The 21,431-nt window shown below is 71.8% G+C and carries 12 protein-coding genes; 7 read left to right on the top strand and 5 right to left on the bottom strand.

Annotated features, from left to right (window positions below; genetic code table 11):
- Window positions 1–360: 360 nt before the first annotated feature.
- Window positions 361–912 carry a MarR family winged helix-turn-helix transcriptional regulator gene (locus tag ACFY10_RS49360; RefSeq protein WP_390671955.1) on the bottom strand — a complete coding sequence of 184 codons (552 nt, stop codon included), beginning with the start codon at window positions 910–912 and terminating at the stop codon, window positions 361–363.
- Window positions 913–1,034: 122 nt separating this feature from the next.
- Between ACFY10_RS49360 and ACFY10_RS49355 the strand changes: the two genes are divergently transcribed.
- Window positions 1,035–2,309 carry an MFS transporter gene (locus ACFY10_RS49355; protein ID WP_390671960.1) on the top strand — a complete coding sequence of 425 codons (1,275 nt, stop codon included), beginning with the start codon at window positions 1,035–1,037 and terminating at the stop codon, window positions 2,307–2,309.
- Window positions 2,310–2,316: 7 nt separating this feature from the next.
- On the opposite strand, the gene ACFY10_RS49350 is transcribed toward ACFY10_RS49355, so the two are convergent.
- Both ACFY10_RS49350 and ACFY10_RS49345 read right to left on the bottom strand, forming a co-directional pair.
- A complete protein-coding gene (locus ACFY10_RS49350) occupies window positions 2,317–3,969 on the bottom strand; it encodes a SpoIIE family protein phosphatase (RefSeq protein ID WP_390671954.1) in 1,653 nt (550 codons plus the stop codon).
- A 224-nt stretch (window positions 3,970–4,193) separates the two neighbouring features.
- Window positions 4,194–5,573 carry an NAD(P)/FAD-dependent oxidoreductase gene (locus ACFY10_RS49345; RefSeq protein WP_390671959.1) on the bottom strand — a complete coding sequence of 460 codons (1,380 nt, stop codon included), beginning with the start codon at window positions 5,571–5,573 and terminating at the stop codon, window positions 4,194–4,196.
- A 387-nt stretch (window positions 5,574–5,960) separates the two neighbouring features.
- Between ACFY10_RS49345 and ACFY10_RS49340 the strand changes: the two genes are divergently transcribed.
- A complete protein-coding gene (locus ACFY10_RS49340) occupies window positions 5,961–6,737 on the top strand; it encodes a TetR/AcrR family transcriptional regulator (RefSeq protein ID WP_390671953.1) in 777 nt (258 codons plus the stop codon).
- A gap of 356 nt (window positions 6,738–7,093) precedes the next feature.
- The gene (locus ACFY10_RS49335) at window positions 7,094–9,028 is read left to right on the top strand and encodes a sigma-70 family RNA polymerase sigma factor (RefSeq protein ID WP_390671952.1); all 1,935 of its coding nucleotides are present in this window, start codon (window positions 7,094–7,096) and stop codon (window positions 9,026–9,028) included.
- A 67-nt stretch (window positions 9,029–9,095) separates the two neighbouring features.
- Here ACFY10_RS49335 and ACFY10_RS49330 read toward each other — a convergent pair whose 3' ends face one another.
- A complete protein-coding gene (locus ACFY10_RS49330) occupies window positions 9,096–12,521 on the bottom strand; it encodes a BTAD domain-containing putative transcriptional regulator (protein ID WP_390671951.1) in 3,426 nt (1,141 codons plus the stop codon).
- 742 nt (window positions 12,522–13,263) lie between these two features.
- Window positions 13,264–15,363, bottom strand: coding sequence for an asparagine synthase-related protein (locus tag ACFY10_RS49325; RefSeq protein ID WP_390671950.1), 2,100 nt, complete (start codon window positions 15,361–15,363; stop codon window positions 13,264–13,266).
- A gap of 683 nt (window positions 15,364–16,046) precedes the next feature.
- On the opposite strand from ACFY10_RS49325, the gene ACFY10_RS49320 reads away from it, so the two are divergent.
- The 4 genes from ACFY10_RS49320 (at window position 16,047) to ACFY10_RS49305 (ending at window position 21,423) form a co-directional block, all read left to right on the top strand.
- The gene (locus ACFY10_RS49320) at window positions 16,047–17,471 is read left to right on the top strand and encodes an MFS transporter (RefSeq protein ID WP_099929881.1); all 1,425 of its coding nucleotides are present in this window, start codon (window positions 16,047–16,049) and stop codon (window positions 17,469–17,471) included.
- 149 nt (window positions 17,472–17,620) lie between these two features.
- The gene (gene lhgO / locus ACFY10_RS49315; RefSeq protein WP_390671949.1) at window positions 17,621–18,841 is read left to right on the top strand and encodes an L-2-hydroxyglutarate oxidase; all 1,221 of its coding nucleotides are present in this window, start codon (window positions 17,621–17,623) and stop codon (window positions 18,839–18,841) included.
- A gap of 307 nt (window positions 18,842–19,148) precedes the next feature.
- Window positions 19,149–20,033, top strand: a complete 885-nt coding sequence (gene trmB, locus ACFY10_RS49310; RefSeq protein ID WP_390671948.1) for a tRNA (guanosine(46)-N7)-methyltransferase TrmB — start codon at window positions 19,149–19,151, stop codon at window positions 20,031–20,033.
- 70 nt (window positions 20,034–20,103) lie between these two features.
- Entirely contained in the window at window positions 20,104–21,423 is a 1,320-nt protein-coding gene (locus tag ACFY10_RS49305) for a PrsW family intramembrane metalloprotease (RefSeq protein ID WP_390671947.1), read from the top strand.
- Window positions 21,424–21,431: the final 8 nt, after the last annotated feature.

Genomic DNA, 21,431 nt, shown 5'->3' with positions numbered 1-21,431 from the left:
CGGTGCTTTCCAGGATCCCGCTTTCGCGTTTCCCTTTCCGGCGCTTCCGACTCTATCAGATCCTTTCGGGCCTGACTCCCAGTCAGAGGGGGCTGCCTTCCAGGCCGTTGGGCCGTTCCGACGTCTCAAACCTTAGCGGATCCCTTCGGCAGTTCCTAATCGGGCTGCCGGTCCGAATCGAATTGAATTCGGGCATGCCGAAATCAATCCCATTGGGAGATCGTGCTGATGGTTTGAGGTGCCGCTTGTGCGGCGGAGGTGCTGTCGCAGAACCGTTACGGCTCCGTGGCAACCCGGAGAACTTTACGGATCCGGGAGAGGGCTGTCAAGCGCCCCCTGTCAAGATCTTTTATGTCGGCCTCAGTCCAGGTCGGTGAGGCGTCCGCCCGCGTCCGGCTGGGCGTGTTCCACCCTACGCAGGAGGCGGGTGAGGACCTCGCCGAGGGTGGTGCGCTCGTCGGGGGACAGGTCCTGGAGGAGGTCCTCCTCGAAGACCGTGGCGAGGCGCATCGCCTCGAGCCACTTCTCGCGGCCCTCCGCGGTGAGCTCCACGATCACGCGCACTCGGTTGGACTCGTCGCGCTCCCGGGTCACCAGGCCCTCGGCGACCATGCGGTCGATCCGGTGGGTCATGGCGGCCGGCGTCAGGCCCAGGCGCTTGGCGAGATCGCTCGGGCCCAGGCGGTATGGGGCGCCGGAGAGGACGAGGGCCTTGAGGACCTCCCATTCGGCGTTGCTGATGCCGAGGGCGGAGGTCTGGCGGCCGTAGGCGACGTTCATGCGGCGGTTCAGGCGGGACAGGGCCGAGACGATCTTTTCGACCTGAGGGTCGAGGTCCCGGAACTCGCGCTGGTAGGCGGCGATCTGCTCTTCGAGTGTCGGTTCGCCGAGGGTGCCGGGGGTGTCGCCCATGGCCGAAGTATGGCATGGGCGTGCTTGGCGTTGAAGTTCTTCTGGGTGTACTGTTTAGCTTCGAACTTTAGGTTCTAAGTCTTCACTCCTAACTACTGAGAGAGGTGAACGTGACCAGGGCGATGGGCGCAGCGATGCGCCGGATCCATGTGGGTAACGCACTCAGCGCGTTCGGGCTCGGCTTCACCGTCCCCTACCTGTACGTCTATGTGGCGCAGGTGCGGGGGCTGGGGGCCATGACAGCGGGGCTCGTGCTCGCTGTCTTTGCTGTGGCCGCGCTGATCGTGCTGCCGTTCGCCGGGCGGGCCATCGTCCGGCGCGGTCCGCTACCGGTCCTGTTCGCCGCCCTGGTCACCGCCGCGCTGGGGGCGCTGAGTCTGGGGCTGGCGAGCAGTGCCAACGCCGTGCTGTTGTCGGCGGCGGCGCTCGGGGCCGGGCAGGCCGTGATGCAGCCGGCGCTCGCGACGATGATCGTGGACTGTTCCACGGCGGACACGCGCTCGCGTGCGTTTGCCATGCAGTTCTTCCTGCAGAACCTGGGGCTCGGCGTCGGTGGGCTCATCGGCGGCCATCTCGTTGACTCTACGCGCGTCGACTCCTTCACCCTGCTGTTCTCGATCGAGGCTGCGGTGTTCCTGCTGCTCGCGGTCGTGATGGCCACCGTGCGGATGCCGCACTCCCCGCGCATCGAGGGTGCGCCCGCGCAGTCGGCGAAGGGCAGCTGGAAGCAGCTGCTCGGCAATCGGGCCATGGTGCAGCTGTGCGTGCTGGGCTTTGTGCTGTTCTTCGCCTGCTACGGGCAGTTCGAGTCGGGGCTGAGTGCGTACGGGGTCGAGGCGGCGGGCATCTCGACGTCCGCGCTGGGGACGGCGCTGGCCGCCAACACGCTGATGATCGTCGTCGCGCAGTTCGCCGTGCTGAAGTTCGTCGAGCGTCGGCGTCGGTCCCGGGTGATCGCCGGGGTCGGGCTGATCTGGGCCGTGGCGTGGGTCATGGCCGGGTATGCCGGGCTCGGGCACGGCAGCCAGGAGATGGCGACCGCCGCGTTCGTTTCGACGTATGCCTTGTTCGGGCTGGGTGAGGCGATGCTGTCGCCGACCGTCGCTCCGCTGGTCGCCGATCTTGCGCCGACGGGGATGGCGGGGCAGTACAACTCCGCCTTCGCCCTGGTGAAGCAGCTTGCGCTGGCCGTGGGGCCGGCGGTGGGCGGGCCGATGGGGGCCTCGCTGCACGCGCCGTACATCGTGGCGTTCCTGCTGTTCTCGCTGGGGATCACCTTCCTCGCGCTGCGGCTGGGACGGCAGCTCACCGCCGTCCAGGATCGGCCGTGGCTCGGGAGGAGTCGGGTGGTTGCCCGGGGTGGGGCGGCTGCGGAGCCGGTGGCCGCGGAGGCCTGAGCGGGGCTCAGGCCGAGTTCTTGGGGAGTACGAACTCGCACCAGACCGCCTTGCCTCCGCCCGGGGTGCGTCGTGAGCCCCAGTTCGACGCGATCGTCGCGACGATGGCGATGCCCCGGCCCGACTCGTCGCCGGGTTCGGCTCGGCGGCGGCGCGGGAGGTGGTCGTCGCCGTCGGTGACCTCGATGATCAGGCGGCGGTCGGTGCGGCGCAGGCGCAGGCGCATGGGTGGTGTGCCGTGCTGGAGGGAGTTGGCGACCAGTTCGCTGGCTGCGAGGACGCCCAGGTCATGGAGTTCGGTCGGAAAGCGCCAGCTCGTCAGGACGCCGGAGGCGAAGGCACGCGCGCGTGGGGCTGCTTCGATGCCTCCCAGGAGTTCCAGGGCGGCGTTGCGGAAGAGGTCGCTGTCCGGGCCCGTGCGGGCCGGGTGCTGGAGGACCAGGACGGCCACGTCGTCGTCGTGGTCCGCGGTCACGCCCGCTGAGCGGACGAGGCGGTCGCAGACGACCTGGGGCGTGCCGGTGGCGCCCGACAGAGCTCGCTCCAAGGATGCGATGCCCTCGTCCAGGTCCTCGTCCCTGCGTTCCACCAGGCCGTCCGTGTAGAGCACGGCCGTGGAGCCGGGGCCCAGCGGGATCGAGCCCGAGGCGTGCATCCAGCCGCCCGTGCCGAGCGGCGGACCGGTCGGTTCGTCGGCGCGCAGGACCACACCGCTTTCGTCGCGGACGAGGATCGGGAGGTGGCCCGCGGAGGCGTACACCAGGCGGCCCTCGTTCGGGTCGTGGATGGCGTACACGCAGGTGGCGATCTGGTTGGCGTCGATCTCCGTCGCCAGGCCGTCGAGGAGTTGCAGGACCTCGTGCGGAGGGAGGTCCAGGCGGGCGTACGCGCGGACCGCCGTGCGGAGTTGGCCCATGACGGCCGCGGCTCGTACGCCTCGGCCCATCACGTCGCCGATGACCAGGGCCGTGCGGCCGCCGCCGAGGGTGATGACGTCGTACCAGTCGCCGCCGACCGCCGCCTCCGTGCCGCCGGGCTGGTAGGTGGCGGCGATGCGCAGGTCGTCCGGTTCTTCCAGTTCCTGGGGCAGCAGCGAGCGCTGGAGGGTGACTGCTGTTTCGCGTTGGCGGCGCTCGCTGGCGCGTAGGCGTTCGGCTGCTTCGGCGTGGTCGGTGACGTCGGTCGCGAAGACCAATACGCCCGCGTTTTCGCCTTCCGTCACCGGGGTGCAGGTGAAGGTGTAGGAGCGGCCGTCGGGGGCCTTGCGGGACTTGAGGGTGCGGGGCTTGCGGCTGCGCAGGACCTGGTCGAGGAGCGGGAGCAGGCCCAGTTCGTCGAGTTCCGGGAGGGATTCGCGGGTTGGCTCGCCAAGCGGTCGTACGCCGAAGGCCGTCACGTAGGCGTCGTTGACGTAGGCGACGCGGTGGTCGGGGCCGTGGACGAGGGCCACGAGAGCCGGGACGCGGTCGAGCACCTCGCGGACGGGGAGTTCGTCGACGGCCGGTACGGGTGCGTGCTCGTCGGTGAGCTGTTCGGCGCGGGCCGCGGGGACGGCGCTCGGGTTCTCGGCCGGCCGGTCGGGCGCGGCCGAATGATCGGTCCGCGCTGCGGCGCGGCGCTGCGTTCCGGGGAGCCGGGCGCTCCAGCGCGTGAAGTTCACGAATCCTTGCCTCGTGTCGTCGTCTTCGGCGTCTTCGGCCGACTCCGGACCCGGCCGGAGGGCTGGGGGGTGACACCCCCGGGATGCAGCACGGTGGAGAGAGCCTCTTGGGTTCGAAGGGCGAGCATCTGCTCGCCCTGGGGGCGGGGATCAGTCTGGCAGTGTGGCCTACCGGGGCGACATCCGTGAGACGCCCACCCGGTCGGTGGAGTTCCTGGGTCCGGTCAGGACGACCCCTTCGGGTCGTTCATCGGGTCGGTAGGAGGCTTTCCACCGGCCGCGAGTTCGAACTCCGCTCGGGGATGTTCGAGCGAACCGAGGGAGACGATCTCCCGCTTGAAGAGGCCCGAAAGGGTCCATTCGGCCAGGACACGGGCCTTGCGGTTGAAGGTCGGCACCCGGCTGAGGTGGTAGACGCGGTGCATGAACCAGGCAGGGTAGCCCTTCAGCTTGCGCCCGTAGACGTGGGCGACGCCCTTGTGGAGGCCCAGGGAGGCCACCGAGCCGACGTACTTGTGCGAGTACGTCTCGAGGGGTTCGCCGCGCAGGGAGTGCGCGATGTTGTCGCCGAGGAGCTTGGCCTGACGGACCGCGTGCTGGGCGTTGGGGGCCGTCTCCGTGCCGGGTTCGGCGGCGGTGACGTCGGGGACGGCGGCCGCGTCTCCTGCCGCCCACGCGTGCGTGGCGCCGTCGATCGTCAGCTGGGGGGTGCATTTCAGCCGACCTCGTCCGGTGAGCGGGAGGTCGGTGGCGGCGAGCAGCGGGCTGGGCTTCACGCCGGCCGTCCAGACGACCGTACGGGTCGGGAAGCGGGCGCCGTCGCTGAGGACGGCAACGCGGTCCACGCAGGACTCCAGGCGGGTGTGCAGGCGTACGTCGATGTTGCGGCGGCGCAGTTCGGTGACCGTGTAGCGGCCCATCTCCTCGCCGACCTCGGGCAGGATGCGGTCCGAGGCCTCCACGAGGATCCACTTCATGTCCTCGGGCTGGACGTTGTGGTAGTAGCGGGCGGCGTAGCGGGCCATGTCCTCGAGTTCGCCGAGCGCCTCGACTCCGGCGAATCCGCCGCCGACGAAGACGAAGGTCAGCGCCGCGTCGCGGATCTCGGGGTCGCGGGTGGAGGAGGCGATGTCCATCTGCTCGATGACGTGGTTGCGCAGGCCGATGGCCTCCTCGACCGACTTGAAACCGATGCCGTGGTCGGCCAGGCCGGGGATGGGGAGCGTGCGCGAGATCGAGCCGGGGGCGAGGACCAGTTCGTCGTACGTCAGCTGCTCCGGGCCCGCTCCCTCCTCCTCCGTCGCGAGGGTGGTGAGGGTGGCGGTGCGCTTGGCGTGGTCGATCGACAGGACCTCGCCGATGACGACATGGCACTGATCCAGGACTCGGCGCAGCGGTACGACCACGTGCCGGGGTGAAATGGCACCGGCGGCCGCTTCGGGAAGGAATGGCTGATAAGTCATGTACGGGTCGGGAGTGACGACTGTGATCTCGGCCTCGCCCCGCCCGAGTTCCCGTTTCAGCTTCTGCTGGAGGCGCAGGGCCGTGTACATCCCGACGTAGCCGCCGCCGACAACGAGAATGCGCGCACGTTCCTTCACCATCCCATGACGCACCCAGCGCTTGAGTTTGTCCACAGCCCCGACAATTTGTGTGACGGGGGGCCGGGGACGCCCAGGGTTGGCCGAATTGCCCGAGTGCTCGGAAGGATTGCAGGTCAGCGGGTGTGTACCGGATGACCTTGGGGGGCGCAATCGGGACGTATGCGACTCGTACTCCGATCGGGGGGCGCTCCGTGCGGAACCTGCCCCTTCTGAATTGACTCCCTCTCAACTATGTTCGTGTCTCGACGGGGTGTAGGGGGATGCGCTCATCGCTCATCGAGTCCGCGACGGGCGGGTCCGGTGAACCGGGCTTGTTCCCACGTCCCGGCAACCAATGAATGGCGGGGAGAGTCTCCGGGGGGAGACGTCATTACCGGGGGATCACTTATGCATGTTCAGGACTCTCATTGGTCGTCCGCGTCTGCACTGACATCGGGCGGCATCGTGAGCGCGGCGGCGGGAAACGGACGCGCGGACGCAGCGCGTACGACGCCACTGCGCGTGGATGCACAGCGCAATCTGGAGCACGTGCTGCGTGCGGCGCGCGAGGTCTTCGGCGAGCTGGGATACGGCGCGCCGATGGAGGACGTGGCGCGGCGGGCGCGGGTGGGTGTGGGGACCGTGTACCGGCGGTTCCCGAGCAAGGACGTCCTGGTGCGGCGGATAGCCGAGGAGGAGACCTCCCGGCTGACCGACCAGGCCCGGGCGGCGCTCGGCCAGGAGGACGAGCCGTGGTCGGCGCTCTCGCGCTTCCTGCGGACGTCGGTGGCCTCGGGCGCCGGGCGGCTGCTGCCGCCGCAGGTGCTGCGGGTCTCGGTCGCCGACGAAGAGTCCGAGCGGGCCGACGGCACGGTCTTCGACGAGGCCCGCGTGCCGCAGCAGCGGGTGCAGCCGGGTTCCGGGGAGCTGCGGCTCGTTCCCGAGGAGGCCCCGAGGGTCTCGGCGGAGGACGACACGGGCGCGGCGGCGCTGCTCGAGGTCGTGGGCCAGCTCGTGGAGCGGGCGCGCGCGGCGGGTGAGCTGCGGGCCGACGTGTCGGTGTCGGACGTACTGCTGGTCATCGCCACGGCGGCGCCCTCGCTGCCGGACGCGGCCCAGCAGGCGGCGGCCTCGGCGCGGCTGCTCGACATCCTGCTGGAGGGGCTGCGGTCACGGCCGGCTTGAGAGCCCGGCCGCGAGTGACGGTGCGCGACTGGACGCGCGCGTGACGGTGGCGGTGGGGCGTGGGCGCTGCGCAGCCCGCGCACCCGGCGTCAGCCGGGAATGCGACTGGACACCAGAAATACACCGGCCGCCGGGAATCAGCGGGGCATTTCCGGCATGCCACTCATTTCCCGCTCAACTTCCGTCTGGCGAGCGTCAATTGAGCCTTCCCCTAATGGGTGATGGCTAGTACTACGGCACGACAAGTCCCCACGGACGGGTGGATGGTCCGCCCGGATGGGGCCTGAACAAAAGCCAATATGGCACTCTGACCCGGTGGTCGGGACTGGTTGGGCAGGCGTCGGGGGCTTTCCGCGATGAGCGTTGACGGGCGGGACGAGTCACTGGGTGACGGTGACGCGGAGGCCGGTGGTTCGCCGCAGGTGCCGAGTCAGGGCGGGCCGGGCGGACGGGCGGGCGGCCCGCGGGGCGGTGGCCGCCCGGAGACCGTCATCCCGCCGCAGGGCGGCGAGCCGGTCGAGCCCGTCGAGGGCAGTGTCCCGGCGCAGCGCGACCGGCGCGAGGACAGCGTCCTGCCGCCACCGAGAGACCTTCCGCCCTCCGACGCCGACCTGATCGGGCGGATGCGCTCGGGCGACGACACCGCGTACGAGGAGCTGTACCGGCGCCACGCGGACGCGGTACGCCGCTACGCCCGCACCTGCTGCCGCGACGCCCACACCGCGGACGACCTCACCGCCGAGGTCTTCGCCCGCATGCTCCAGGCAGTGCGCGGCGGCCACGGCCCCGAGCACGCCGTACGGGCGTATCTGCTCACCACTGTCCGGCGCGTGGCCGCGAACTGGACGAAGTCCGCGAAGCGGGAGCAACTGGTCGACGACTTCGCGGTGTTCGCGGCGCAGGCCGCGCGCTCCTCCGAGGTGTCCGACAACGACACCCTCGACCTGGGCGCCGACGTGCGCGCGATGCACGAGGCCGAGCAGTCCATGGCCATGCAGGCCTTCCGGTCGCTGCCCGAGCGCTGGCAGGCCGTGCTGTGGCACACCGAGGTCGAGGACGAGTCGCCGAGCGAGGTCGCCACGCTCTTCGGGCTGGACGCCAACGGCACGCGCGTGCTGGCCAGCCGCGCCCGCGAGGGCCTCAAGCAGGCCTACCTCCAGGCCCACGTCAGCGCCACGCTCGTCGGCGACGAGGAGTGCGCCCGCTACGCCGACCGGCTGGGCGCCTACGCCCGCGGCGGACTGCGCACACGTGCCGAGCGGGGGCTGCGCAAGCACCTTGAGGAGTGCGCCAAGTGCCGGCTGGCCGCCGGCCAGATCAAGGAAGTCGCCAGCGGTATCCCGGGCGTCGTGCCGGTCGCGGTCATCGGTTGGTTCGGTGCCGCCGGGTACGCCAAGGTGGCCGCGCTCATCGCCGGCGGTGCCGGAGCCGGTGCGGCGGGCGCCGCGGGTGCGGCCGCCGCGGCGAGCGGCGGCTCGTCCAGTGGGGCAGGCGCCGGTGGCGCGGCGGCCTCCGAGGGGCTCGGGGCGCCGGCGAAGATCGGTATCGCCGCCGGTGTCGTCGCCGCGGCGGGCGTGGCGGTCGCCCTCGCGCTGTCCGGGGGCAGCACCCCGGTCAGGAAGCCGGACGCAAAGCCGCCCGCCTCCGCGCCCGCCGTCCGGCCCGAGTCACCCAAGCCGACGCCGCCGAAGAAGCAGCCCGAGCCGAAGCCGCGGGTGATCGTGCCCGCAGCGGCTCCCACGCCGACTCCGACCCCGGCTCCCCGGCCGAAGGCCACCCCCACCCCGACCCCCACTCCCACGCCGAAGCCGACCCCGAAGCCCACACCCACGCCCACCCCGACTCCCCCGCCCGCTCCAGCCGTCTACGAGTGGAGCGAGCTGTCCTACAACCTCGGCGGCGACGGCACCAAGCCCGAGATGCGGATCGGCGAGAGCAGCTGGGTGTGGCAGCGGTACGGCATGTCGATCGCCGGCAAGCAGTACACGCACGGCGTGACCGTGCACGGCCAGTCCTCCGTCACCGTCGACCTCAACCGCACCTGCTCCGCCTACGACGCCATGGTCGGCGTCGACGACATGACGCTGGGCCTCGGCAAGGTCTACTTCTCGGTCTACGCCGACGGCGTCCGGCTGTGGCAGTCCTGGATGATCCAGGGCGGCGGCCCCGCGGTCCCGGTCCATGTGAACCTCGCCGGGCACAGGACCGTACGGCTGGTCGTACAGCCGCAGAGCAGCTTCGACACCCTGACGCTCGCGGACTGGGCCGAGTCGAAGTTCACCTGCTCGTAGTTCATCAGCGCCTGGTGCGCCTGCACCTGGTTCGCCTGCTGGTGGCGTTGTGCGGTCGGACTCCCCTCTACGGAAGCTGCCCGGCAGGGTGTCTGCGCAGGGCCTCGCCGAGTTCGGTGAGGAGGTCGTCGGCGGTGAGGGCGGCGCCCTTGGTGTACTCCGCCTCGTACTCCTCGGCACACAGCGCGGCGCGCGCGGCGGCTTCGGCGCGCTCGGACTCGGCGCGCTCCGGCACGGGGCGCGGTGCGCCGCCGCGCCAGCGCTCCGCGACGGCGAGCAGGCGGACCGCGCGCGGATGGTCCCCGAGATCGGACAGCAGGACCGCCGTGCTGTCCACGACGGTCGCCGTGACCACATCGGCGCAGCGCCGCTCCACCGACTCGCGGACGGTGTCGGCGAGCTTGGGCAGTCCTTGCGCCGGGCCCGACTCGGCGACCGTCACCAGGCCGTCGATCGCGTTCAGCATCACCGTGAACTGGGGCGGTGGCGTGCCACGTCCGACCTCCGCGCGAGCCGCCTCGTGCAGCGCGCGTGCCCGGGTGGTGTCCTTCTCGTCCAGCGCGAGCTGGGCGCGCATCAGCAGGACGAACGCCCTCGAGTCCGGTACGCCGTAGCGGTCGGCGGCCGCGGTCGCCTCGTCCAGCCCGCTCGACGCGGCCGCGCGGTCGCCCGCTCGGTAGGCGATCTCGGCGAGCCGCGCCAGCAGGAACGGCGTCTCGGCGTACGCGCCCACCTCGTAGGCGAGCCGCAGCGCCTCCTCGTACTCGCCCTTGGCCTCCTCCAGGCGGCTGCGGGCCATCGCCGCCTCGCCGGCCGCGCTGCACACCTGGGCCCGCATCCAGCGGTCGCCGACGCGCCGGCTCAGCACCCTGAGCTCCGCGAGGTCCTCGTCCACGCCTTTCATACCGCCCAGTGAGTCGACGGCCATGTGCGTACGGAACATCAGGGCGACACCGATCGCCCAGTCGTCGCCGTGGGCACGGGAGTTGGCGACGGCGACGTCCAAGGCGGCGCGGACGTCCTGCGAGCCGTCCAGGACGAAAGTGGTGAACGGCCAGACGAGGCCCGGCATACGGGCCGCCTCCGGACCGCCCCGCTCGAAGAAGTCCCGCAGCCGGCCGACGTACTGACGCATCCGATCGTCCAGCAGCCAGTCCATCGGTGCGGTGTCCGACTTCATGAAGAGGTGCAGCATTCGGAGGTTCATGCGGAAGGTGTGGTGGGGGTGGTGTGCTTCGGCGTGGGGGGCGGAGAGGAAGGCGTCTATGGGCTCTGTGGGAGCTGTAGGGGCGTTAGGGGCTGGTGGGACTGCGGGGAGTGCGGCCTGATAGGCCGGAGCCGCTTCTGGGGCAGGGGCAGGGGCCGGGGCCGGCGAGGAGGCGGCGGTGTTGTCCAGGGCGGCGCCCAGGCGCAGGACCTGGTCCAGCCAGGATTCGGCCTCGTGGCGGTAGTTGCGCAGCCACCAGAACCAGCCCATGGACAGGGCGAGGACGGCGGCCTCCGGCTCGGCGCCCGAGGTGAGGGCACGGTGGAGGGCGGCGCGGATGTTGTCCAGCTCGGTCTCCAGGCGGGAGATCCACGGGAGTTGGCCGGACGAGCGGAGGACCGGATCGGCCTCCTCCACCAGTGCACGCACCCATGCGCTGTGCCGGCGCTCGGCGGCAGCGCGCAGTTCGGGGACCTCGGCGGCGCGCTCCACGGCGTACTCGTGGATGGTCTCCAGCATGCGGTACCGCATGCCGCCGGAGCCGGTACGGCCGTACGGAGTCCCGTACGGGGTGGCCACGATCAGGGACTTGTCGACGAGCGCCCCGACGAGATCGGTCGCGGGGCCTGTGCACACGGCCTCCGCCGCCGCGAGGTCCCAGCCGCCGGCGAACACGGAGACCTCGCGCAGCACCGTGCGCTCCCGCTCGTCGAGCAGCTCCCAGGACCAGTCGACGACCGCGCGCAGGGTCTGCTGGCGGGGCAGGACCGTACGGCTTCCGGAGGTGAGGAGGCGGAAGCGGTCGTCAAGGCGGTCGGCGATCTGGCGGGGCGTGAGCAGACGGAGCCGGGCCGCGGCCAGTTCGATGGCGAGCGGCAGGCCGTCCAGGCGGCGGCAGATCTCGTCCACGGCCGCCCGGTCGCGGAGCACCGCGGCCGCGTCGGGGCGGACGGCGGACGCGCGCTCCTCGAAGAGGCGGTGTGCCTGGTCGAGGACGAGGGGCTCGACCGGGCGTACCGACTCGCCGGGGACGCCCAGGGGTTCACGGCTGGTGGCGAGGATCGTGAGCCCGGGGCAGCGGGTGAGCAGCGTCTCGGCGAGGGCTGCCGCTGCTTCGATGACATGTTCGCAGTTGTCAAGGATCAGGAGTTGGCTGCGCGGGGCGCAGTACTCGACGAGCAGGGCGAGGGGGTCGTCCTGCGGGGCCGTCAGCTCGGTGGTCATCAGCACGGTCTCGCGCAGACCGAGCGCGCTGACCACCGCGCCGGGCACCGCCTCCGGCCGGTCCAGCGGTGCCAGTTCGACCAGCCACGCCTGTGGGAGCCCGGCGGCGGCTTCCTCGGCGAGGCGGGTCTTTCCGGAGCCGCCCGGTCCGGTGAGGGTGACGAGTCTTGCCCTGTGCAATTCGGAACGGATGGCGTCGAGTTCTGGTTCCCGGCCCACGAAAGAGGTAAGGCGGGGACGGATGTTGCCGGTGCGGGTGGGGGGTTCGGGTTGGGCGGGAGTGGGCGCGGGGTGTGTCGGGGTGGGTTGCGGTTTTGCCGTCGTTGCCGTCGTTGCCGTCGTTGCCGTCGGGGTGAGCAGTTCCGTGTGCAGGGCGCGCAGTTGGGGGCCCGGGTCGGTGCCCAGGCCTTCGGCGAGGGCGCAGCGGGCGGTCTCGTATGCGGCCAGGGCGTCGGCTGTGCGGCCCGTGTCGCGCAGGGCGCGGATGAGGAGGGCGTGCAGCGGTTCGTCGTACGGGTGCGCCGCGGTCAGTTCCTTCAGGTGCGGTACGGCGGTGTGGGCGCGGCCGAGGTGCAGGTCCGCATCGATGCGGGTTCTCGTCGCCTCGCGGTGCAGGGCTTCGGGGCGGGTGGCGGCGAGGCGGTCGGGGAGGTCGGCGAGGGCCGGGCCGCGGTACAGGGCGAGGGCCTCGTCCAGTGTGTGCGCGGCTGTGTGCGGGTCGCCGTGGTCGAGGGCCGTTGTGCCCTGCCGTACCAGTCGCTCGAAGACGAACAGGTCTACGTCGTCCTGGGTCGCCTCCAGGCGGTAGCCGCCGGGGGCGGAGGTGATCTTGTCCTTGCCCAGGGTGCGGCGGAGGCGGCCGATGAGGGCCTGGAGGGCGGCGGGGGCGTCGTGGGGCGGGGTGTCCGACCAGACCTCGTCGATCAGGGTGTCGGGGGTCGTGACTCGGCCTGGGCGTAGGGCCAGGGCGGTGAGGAGGGTGCGGAGGCGTTGGCCGGGGACGGGTATGGCGGTGCCGTGGTCGTCCTCGGCCTGGGTGACGCCCAGGATTCTGTACCGCACCGGGTCATTGTCGCCGGGGGTTGGGGGTGGGGCACGGTGTTTTGTGGCGGTGGGTGTTTCGGGGGCCAGTGCGGGGCGGTGGGCGCCGGGGCGTTTTTCGCCCCCGCCGCCCCTACCCGTCCCATCCCCAGGGGCTGCCGCCCCTTCGACCCCACCAGGGGCTCCGCCCCTGAACCCCGGCGAGGACCACGTCCCCAGCACCCCTCACGGGGCTCTGCCCCGGCCCCCAACTTCGGGGGCCTGGCCCCCCGCACCCCCGCGGGGCTCCGCCCCGCACCCCGATCGGCCTGAACGGCCTCGTCCTCAAACGCCGGACGGGCTGAAAGACACGGACCGGGGCCCCAAGAGCGTGCCCCTCGGGTGGGTGGGGATCGGGACGGCGACATCGGCCTCAAACGCCCGACGGGCTGAAAGACACGGACCGGGGCCCCAAGAGCGCGCCCCTCGGGTGGGTGGGGGATCGGGACGGCGACATCGGCCTCAAACGCCCGACGGGCTGACGACGGCCAACATCCAGAGCGTGCACCCCGCAGGTGAGTGGGGAATCCCGACGGCAACAGCGGCTCTGACACCGGACGGGCAGAGGGATGCCGGCAGACATCGGGAGGCTATGGCCGCCGTGGGTGGGCGGGAGATCAGGAGGGTGGCAGCGGTCTCGGACACCGGGACGGCGTCAAGGCGGCGCTCCCCCGCCGGGGGCAGTGGCCCTCACAGCGCCCTCCTCGGCCGGAAGCCTCCGTCCTCATGCGACCCCGGCTCCGCCACCGGAAGCCAGTGCTCCCCTCCGTGGGGTGATTCCTGCTGGTACCGCCCTCTGGCGGGCCGGTGTGCCTGTCCAGCAGGTTCCTCGGCGGGCCAGTAGGCGGCGTAGCCAGAGTTCCAGGGAGACCAGGTCTGCCAGGCCGTCGAGGGGGAGGGGTTCGCCTGCGGCTGCTGCGCGTAGGGCCTTGCGGACGACTCGGGCCTCCACCAGGCCCGCTTCCGCGAGCAGCGGTGTGCCGAACAGGGCCATCAGGGAGTCTGCGGCGACGCGGAGGCCCGTGCGGGCCGCCACCGCTGCCGAGGCGTGGGAAGGGGCGCCCCAGCCGGGTGGGAGGTCGCTCACGCCGGCGCCTTCCAGGACCGTGCGGAGGATGGCGGCGCGGGCGCCCGGCTGGACGCGTAGAGCCTCGGGGAGGGCGCGGCAGGCGCGGACCACCTGGTTGTCGAGGAACGGCGCGTGCAGGCGCTGGGAGCGGATCTCGGCTGCTTGTTCCAGGATGCGCAGGTCCGCTGCTTGGCGGGCAAGGGCTGCGCGTGCTCGGTAGTCGCCTGGGCGTTGGCCCGGGCCCACGCCCGAGCGGTTCGTCGACGCCTGCAGGCGAACCGATACTTCAGCTAGGGCCTCGCCGGTCAGCCAGCGTGCCGCCGGGCCCGGTCTGGCCCAGGTGAGAGCGGCCAGGGAGGCACCGACGGCGCCCCCGGGTTCGTCGAAACGGCGCTGCAGGAGGCGTTCGGCGAGCAGTTCGAGGCCCTCCCGGTACGGGGTGCGGGCCAGGCGGCGGGCCGCGCCGTACACGCGCGCGGGGACCATCACCGAGCCGTCCGCCTTCGCGAGTGCCGCGACGGGGCGGACCAGGTGGCGGCGTTTGCGGTCCATGAGGAGGTCGGCCAGGCGGGCCGGGTGTGCGTCCAGGACCTGGCGGGCGCCGTAGCCCGTGAAGTGGTCTGCGCTGCCCGACGCCAGGCGGGCGCGGTGGCGGGCCGCCGTGACCAGGGACTGGCCCGGTTCGTCCGTCAGCGGGCCGTCCAGTTCGGCGTACGGCAGGGCCTCCTCGCCGCCGGTCACCACCACGTGGTGGAGGCGGGGGTTGGCCGCCAGGGATCCCGCCCGCTCCAGTTCCGCCTCGCGGCCGCCCACCGCCAGGTCGTTGAAGGTGACCGCCAGCAGGCGTTCGCCCGCGCCCGTGCCGTGGCCCAGGACTGTGCCCGGCATGCCCGGCAGGCCGGCCGCCAGCAGGGCGAGCGTGCCGGACGCAGGGCCGCCGGAAAGGTCCGCGCCGATGCCCGCCACCGGCATCCCGCGCGCGGCGCGGCGCTCCGCCGGGCCCATGCCCGGGACCGGGCCCGGGTCTATGTCCGCCCCGGGGACGTGCCTGGGCGCCGACAAGCGCGTGCGTACCGCCTCCACCAGCGCGTCGCGCACCGCGTCGACCGCGCTGTCCGGGTCCGCCGAGGGCGCCGCCACCGCGAGGGACGCGACCGGCTCGTAGCCGGCGATCTCACGCGCCCCCGCGCGCAGGATCAGCGCATGCCCCGGCGGAATGCGCCGTACGCCGTCGTAGGGCGTGGAGTCGTGCAGCGCGGCCGGTACGTCGGGGGCGGCGAGGAGCGCGGCGAGGTGGCCGAAGTCGAGGTTGGCCTCGATGAGGTCGGCGAGGGGGAGCGCGGCGGTGGCGTAGGCAGTGCCGCCCGCCCAGGGGGTGTAGAAGACGGGGCGGGCGCCCGCGAGGTCGCCGCAGACGGTGACCCGGCGGCCGACCTGAACGATCGCCGTGTAGCTGCCCGGCCACGCCGTCAGGTGGCGCAGTGCGCCTCCGCGCGCGGCGAAGAGACCGACCCGCAGCTCCTCGTCGGACGCCCCGCACGTGCCCAGGACCGCGATCCGGGTCTGGGCGTCGGCCTTCACCACCCGCACCTCGTCGGGGCGCCAGTCGCCGACCGCCCAGAGCGGATCCGGGTCGCCCCACAGGAGCTGGGAACCCACCGGGTGCACGGTCTCGCCGCCCTGTCCGGTGGCCCCCGCCGAACCGATCTCCAAAGCCCCCGCGGCGGTGCTGCTCCACCCCACCAACCACCGCATGGACGCCTCCACAGGCTGTGGACAACCAGTGCACCGTACGAACTGGTTCACCATGCTGCCATGAAGGGCGCACGCCGGAGGGGCGGTGGAGCCGCTTACGATCCCCGGAACGTGCCTTGGCGCTCAACCGCCGGGTGAGCCGAACACCCGTACTCGGCAAGGCGTCTGCGACGCGAATGCGCCCCCGAAACGCTCCCCGAAAACACCCTTCGCGCCCTCAAGTTCCATGGTGGGAGCGGAAATTGACCGGGCAGCACGGGGGCGATTTTCAGCCAAATCGGTGATGGCGGAACAGTCTTGGACACGCTCCGTACAGGCTCTGAGCATCGCATCACCCGTGCGCAGCCCGGGAGACGGAGTTCGCCCCCCGGGCCCGTCCGCCGCCCGCGGGGATGAAGGCGGCGGTGTCCCCCAGCCCGCTGGATCCAGTACAGCGGGCCGACCCACGCACCGCCCATGGAAGCGCTCCCCCGATGGCCGGAGAAGAGCGCACGGACGGGCGCACGGCCACACAGCGGGAGCACGGCGCAACTGCGCGTATCGGACCCGCACTTCAGTGCGGACCACAATCCCGCCATCCGGAACAATGCCCCTTAACGCTTGGGATGCGGCGAACTACGCTGGGTTTACGAATGCCGCGTGGTTATGCCAGCGCGGCAGCCGTCTGTGTCGAGGGGTGGCGCATGTCCAGGGAGCAACGCGGGCCGAACGAAAAGCTCGGCGCCGTTCTCGCCCTCGCGGGAATCAGCAACGCAGGACTCGCGCGACGCGTCAACGATCTTGGCGCTCAACGCGGGTTGACTCTTCGCTACGACAAGACCTCGGTGGCGCGCTGGGTGTCGAAGGGCATGGTGCCGCAGGGTGCCGCGCCGCACCTCATCGCCGCCGCGATAGGCCAGAAGCTCGGCCGCCCGGTGCCGCTCCACGAGATCGGCCTGGCGGACGCGGATCCCGCACCCGAAGTGGGCCTCGCCTTCCCCAGGGACGTAGGACAGGCAGTGCGGTCGGCGACGGAGCTCTACCGTCTCGACCTCGCCGGGCGCCGGGCCGGCTCCGGCGGCATCTGGCAGTCGCTGGCCGGATCGTTCGCAGTAAGCGCATACGCAACGCCCGCCTCACGATGGCTGATAACACCGGCCGACAGCTCGGTCGCGCGCGAGGCGAACTCCGCCGACGGCTCGGGCGCACCGCTCAAAGTCGGCCACAGCGATGTGCAGAAGCTGCGGGAGGCCGCCGAGGACGCCCGGCGCTGGGACTCCAAGTACGGCGGAGGCGACTGGCGTTCGTCGATGGTGCCCGAGTGCTTGAGGGTGGAGGCGGCTCCGCTGCTGCTCGGTGCGTACTCGGACGAGGTCGGGCGCGCCCTGTTCGGGGCGAGCGCCGAACTGACCCGGCTCGCGGGCTGGATGGCCTTCGACACCGGGCAGCAGGAGGCCGCGCAGAGGTACTACATCCAGGCGCTGCGACTGGCGCGGGCCGCGGCGGATGTGCCCCTCGGGGGGTACGTGCTGGCGTCCATGTCGCTGCAGGCGACCTATCGCGGCTTCGGCGACGAAGGCGTCGATCTCGCGCAGGCCGCCCTGGAGCGCAACCGGGGGCTGGCGACCGCCCGCACCATGAGCTTCTTCCGGCTCGTCGAGGCACGTGCGCACGCGCGCGCCGGTGACGCGCAGGCGGCGGGCGCGGCACTGCGCGCCGCCGAAGGCTGGCTGGAGCGGGCCCGTGACGGGGACAATGACCCGTCCTGGCTCGGTTTCTACTCCTACGACCGTTTTGCGGCGGACGCGGCGGAGTGCTACCGCGATCTGAAGGCGCCGCGTCAGGTGCGGCGATTCACGGAGCAGGCGCTGTCGAAGCCGACGGAGGAGTTCGTGCGCTCGCACGGCCTGCGGCTCGTCGTGTCGGCGGTCGCCGAGCTCGAGTCGGGCAATCTCGATGCCGCGTGCGAGCAGGGCGTGCGGGCGGTGGAGGTCGCGGGGCGCATCTCGTCCGCTCGCACCACCGAGTACGTGAAGGATCTTCTGCATCGGCTGGAGCCGTATGGGGACGAGCCGCGGGTGGTGGAGCTGCGGGAGCGGGCTCGGCCGTTGTTGATGGCGCCGGCGTAGAGATCGCGCGATCGACTGCCGGGTTTGTGTCGTTTCGCGGGGGCGGGTGCGTTGCGGCTTGCCGCGCCTCTGAGGGCAAAAATGCGGTGCTGCCGTCCCCGGCGTTTGAAGTGGTTGTCAGTGGCGCAGTGCACTATCGGTAGCGGGAGGTGGTGCAGGTGCGGCCGGGGATCGCTTACGACTGTGATGTGCTGGTGATCGGGGGTGGGATCGTCGGGCTGTCCACGGCGTTCGCGATCACGCGAGTCGCGCCGGGGACCCGGGTGACCGTGCTGGAGAAGGAGCCCGGGCCGGCCCGGCACCAGACGGGGCGCAACAGCGGGGTGATCCACAGCGGGATCTACTACCGTCCGGGGTCGCTCAAGGCGCAGTACGCGGTGCGGGGCGCCGCCGAGATGGTGAAGTTCTGCGCGGAGTACGGGATCGCGCATGCCGTCACCGGCAAGCTGATCGTCGCGACCGAGAAGGACGAGCTGCCGCGGCTGCACGCCCTCGTGCAGCGCGGGCGGGAGAACGGGATTCCGGTGCGGGAGCTGGGCACCGCCCAGATCGCGGAGTACGAGCCGGAGGTGCGCGGGCTCGCGGCGATACACGTCGGGACGACCGGGGTGTGCGACTTCGTGGGGGTCGCCCGGCAGCTGGCCGAGGCATCGGGGGCGGAGATCCGGTACGGGGCTCGGGTCGAGCGGATCGATCGGCGGCCGGAGCTCGGGGTCGCCGTGCGGACGGCGAGCGGTGAGGTCGTCCGTGCGCGCGTGCTGGTGAACTGTGCCGGGCTGTACTGCGACGAGGTGGCATGGCTGACCGGGGACGACCCCGAGATGCGGATCGTGCCGTTCCGGGGCGAGTACTACGAGCTGGCCCGCCCCGAGCTGGTGCGCGGGCTGGTGTATCCGGTGCCGGATCCGGCGTTTCCGTTCCTCGGCGTGCACCTCACGCGCGGGATCGACGGGGGCGTGCACATCGGGCCGAACGCGGTGCCGGCGCTGGCTCGGGAGGGGTACGGCTGGGGTGTCGTACGCCCGCGGGAGGTGGCGCGGACGCTGTCCTGGCCGGGAGCGTGGCGGATGGCCGGGCGGCATTGGCGGTACGGGGCCGGTGAGCTGCGGCGGTCGGTGTCCAAGGGGGCGTTCGGCACGGCCGTGCGTCGGCTGCTGCCGGCGGTGACGGTGGACGATCTGGTGCCTACGGCGGCGGGGGTGCGGGCGCAGGCGGTGCTGCGGGACGGGTCGCTGGTGGATGACTTTCTGATCAAGGAGGGGGCGCGGGCTGTGCATGTGCTGAATGCGCCCTCGCCTGCGGCGACGGCTTCGCTGCCGATCGGGAGGGAGGTGGCGAGGCGGGCGCTGGCCATGCTGGGGTCGGTGTGAGGCGTGCGTGGCGCGGGCGTCGGCTTTTGTCGCCCCCGCCGCCCCTACCCGTCCCATCCCCAGGGGCGCTGCCCCTTCGACCCCGCCAGGGGCTCCGCCCCTGAACCCCGCCGGGGCTCCGCCCCGGACCCCGATCGGCCCGGACGGCCTCGTCCTCAAACGCCGGACGGGCTGAGAGACGCCTGGTGGCCTTCGCGAAGTCCGCTGCGCGGGGAACTGCGCGACCAGCCCCCGCCGGCCCGCAGGTCGCGGCCTCGAACGCCGGGCGGGCTGATTGCCTCGGCGCCGCCGTAAAATCGGCTTCACTGTGTCTGACTCCCTCAATGCCTCCGAAGTCCCCCGGCCCGCCGATCGCGGCGAGGCCGGTCTCTCCGGCGAGTCCGGTGAGCACATGCCGCATGTTCCCGGGGTGTCCGTCCGGCATACCCGGGCCAAGGGTGAGCCCCGGTTTCCCGACGGGCCGAAGGCCGATCCCGCCGGGTCGCACTTCGAGCGGCGGATTCGGAGTTTTCAGCCGCGGCGGAGTCGGGTGACGGCCGGGCAGGCGGATGCGCTGCAGCGGCTGTGGCCCAAGTGGGGGCTGGACATCGACGGGCAGCGGACCATCGATCTCGGGGAACTGTTCGGTAACAGCAGTCGCGTCGTGCTCGAGATCGGGTTCGGGATGGGTGAGGCCACCGCGCAGATGGCCGCGGCGGACCCGGACACGAACATCCTCGCCGTGGACGTGCACACCCCGGGGCAGGGGAATCTGCTCAACCTCGCCGACCACGACGGGCTGTCCAACGTCCGCGTGGCCAACGGGGACGCGATCATCCTGCTGCGCGAGATGCTCACCCCGGATTCGCTGGACGGGCTGCGGGTCTATTTCCCCGACCCCTGGCCCAAGAAGCGGCACCACAAGCGGCGGCTGATCCAGCCGGAGTTCCTCGACCTCGCCGCGGCCAGGATCAGGCCCGGCGGCATCGTGCACTGCGCGACCGACTGGGAGCCGTACGCCGAACAGATGCTCGAGGTGCTGTCGGCGCATCCGGAGTTCGAGAACACACAGCCGGAGGGCGGTTTTGCGCCCCGTCCCGAGTTCCGGCCGCTGACCCGTTTCGAGGGCCAGGGACTGGACAAGGGACATGTCGTGAACGACCTGCTCTTCCGTCGCGTACAGCACCACAACCAGCCCCCCACCGGCGCCTGAAGCCCCACGGCCCTGCGGGCAATCCGAAGTACCGTCGCGGGCGGCGTCCTCCCTCGTTAGGGTCAATGCCGTGGCCACCTTTCCCCCGTACCCGACGCATCCGCCACACCCCGGCGGCCCGGCCGGCGGTGCGCTCGGGCATGCTCACTGGTGGCAGCGCAGATCGGTGCGCTACGGCGCGCTCTGCACCCTGCTCGCGCTCTCCGGGCTGGTCATCCTGGCCCTGGTGCGCGAACAGACCGGCACCGAAGGGTTCCTGGTCGGGCTCGGGCTGGCCGTCCTGCCCGTGCCGCTTCTCATAGCCGCCTTCCGCTGGCTCGACCGGGTCGCCCCCGGCCCCTGGCGCAACCTGCTGTTCGCCTTCGCCTGGGGGGCCTGCGCGGCGGCGCTGATAGCGATCGTCGCCAACAGCTTCGCCACGAAGTGGATAGCGACGGCGACCGCGGACCCGTCCAGCGCGGACACCCTCGGTGCGACCGTCATAGCGCCCATAGTCGAGGAGTCCTCGAAGGCGGCCGCCGTGCTGCTCGTCTTCCTGTTCCGCAGACGGGACTTCACCGGGATCGTCGACGGGGTGGTGATAGCCGGCGTCACCGCGACCGGCTTCGCGTTCACCGAGAACATCCTCTACCTGGGCACCGCCTTCGGCACCGACCAGTTGACCGGCGACCGTGGCATCGCCTCCGTCACCGCGGCGACGTTCTTCGTGCGCATCATCATGTCCCCGTTCGCGCACCCGCTGTTCACCGTCCTGACCGGCATCGGCTTCGGCATCGCCGCGCTCTCCGCGGAGCGCCAGCATCTGCGGCGCGTCCTGGTCCCGCTGTCCGGACTGCTGCTCGCGATGAGCATGCACGCGATCTGGAACGGCTCCTCGACCTTCGGCGAGTACGGGTTCTTCGCCGTGTACGCCGTCTTCATGCTCCCCGCGTTCGGCCTGCTGACCTGGCTGGTCATCTGGACCCGCCAGCGCGAACTGCGCACCGTGCGCGAGGAACTGCCCGCCTACGCCGTCGCGGGCTGGCTCACCCCCGCCGAGCCCTACGCCCTCGGCTCGATGCGGGCGCGCCGGCTGGCCCGCCAGTACGCCGCCCACCACCTCGGCAAGCCCGCCGCCCGGGCGGTCGCCCAGTACGAGGCGTATGCGACCTCCCTGGCCTTCCTGCGGCACCGCGGGCGCCGCGGCCGCGCCGGCGCCGACTTCGTCGTAAGGGAACGGGAGTTGCTGCACGAGCTGTGGCGGCGCCGGGAGGTGGCGCGCCCGGCTTTGGACCACGCGGCGCGGGTCACGGCGCCTCCGGTGCCGGTGGCAGCGCCGCCCTGGCCGGTGTACGGGGTGTACGGGTACCCGACGGCGCCGAATCCCGCGTACAACCCGTACCAGTCGTAGCACCTGCC

This window comes from Streptomyces sp. NPDC001401, assembly GCF_042895385.1.
Lineage (GTDB): Bacteria > Actinomycetota > Actinomycetes > Streptomycetales > Streptomycetaceae > Streptomyces.
This window is presented reverse-complemented; position numbering and strand designations above follow the sequence as displayed.

Bases quoted from the DNA above. Each gene is read 5' to 3' on its own strand.
- ACFY10_RS49360 (WP_390671955.1), bottom strand. From the start codon at position 912: ATGGGCGACACCCCCGGCACCCTCGGCGAACCGACACTCGAAGAGCAG.
- ACFY10_RS49355 (WP_390671960.1), top strand. From the start codon at position 1,035: ATGGGCGCAGCGATGCGCCGGATCCATGTGGGTAACGCACTCAGCGCG.
- ACFY10_RS49345 (WP_390671959.1), bottom strand. From the start codon at position 5,573: ATGGTGAAGGAACGTGCGCGCATTCTCGTTGTCGGCGGCGGCTACGTC.
- ACFY10_RS49340 (WP_390671953.1), top strand. From the start codon at position 5,961: ATGCATGTTCAGGACTCTCATTGGTCGTCCGCGTCTGCACTGACATCG.
- ACFY10_RS49335 (WP_390671952.1), top strand. From the start codon at position 7,094: ATGAGCGTTGACGGGCGGGACGAGTCACTGGGTGACGGTGACGCGGAG.
- ACFY10_RS49325 (WP_390671950.1), bottom strand. From the start codon at position 15,363: ATGCGGTGGTTGGTGGGGTGGAGCAGCACCGCCGCGGGGGCTTTGGAG.
- ACFY10_RS49320 (WP_099929881.1), top strand. From the start codon at position 16,047: ATGTCCAGGGAGCAACGCGGGCCGAACGAAAAGCTCGGCGCCGTTCTC.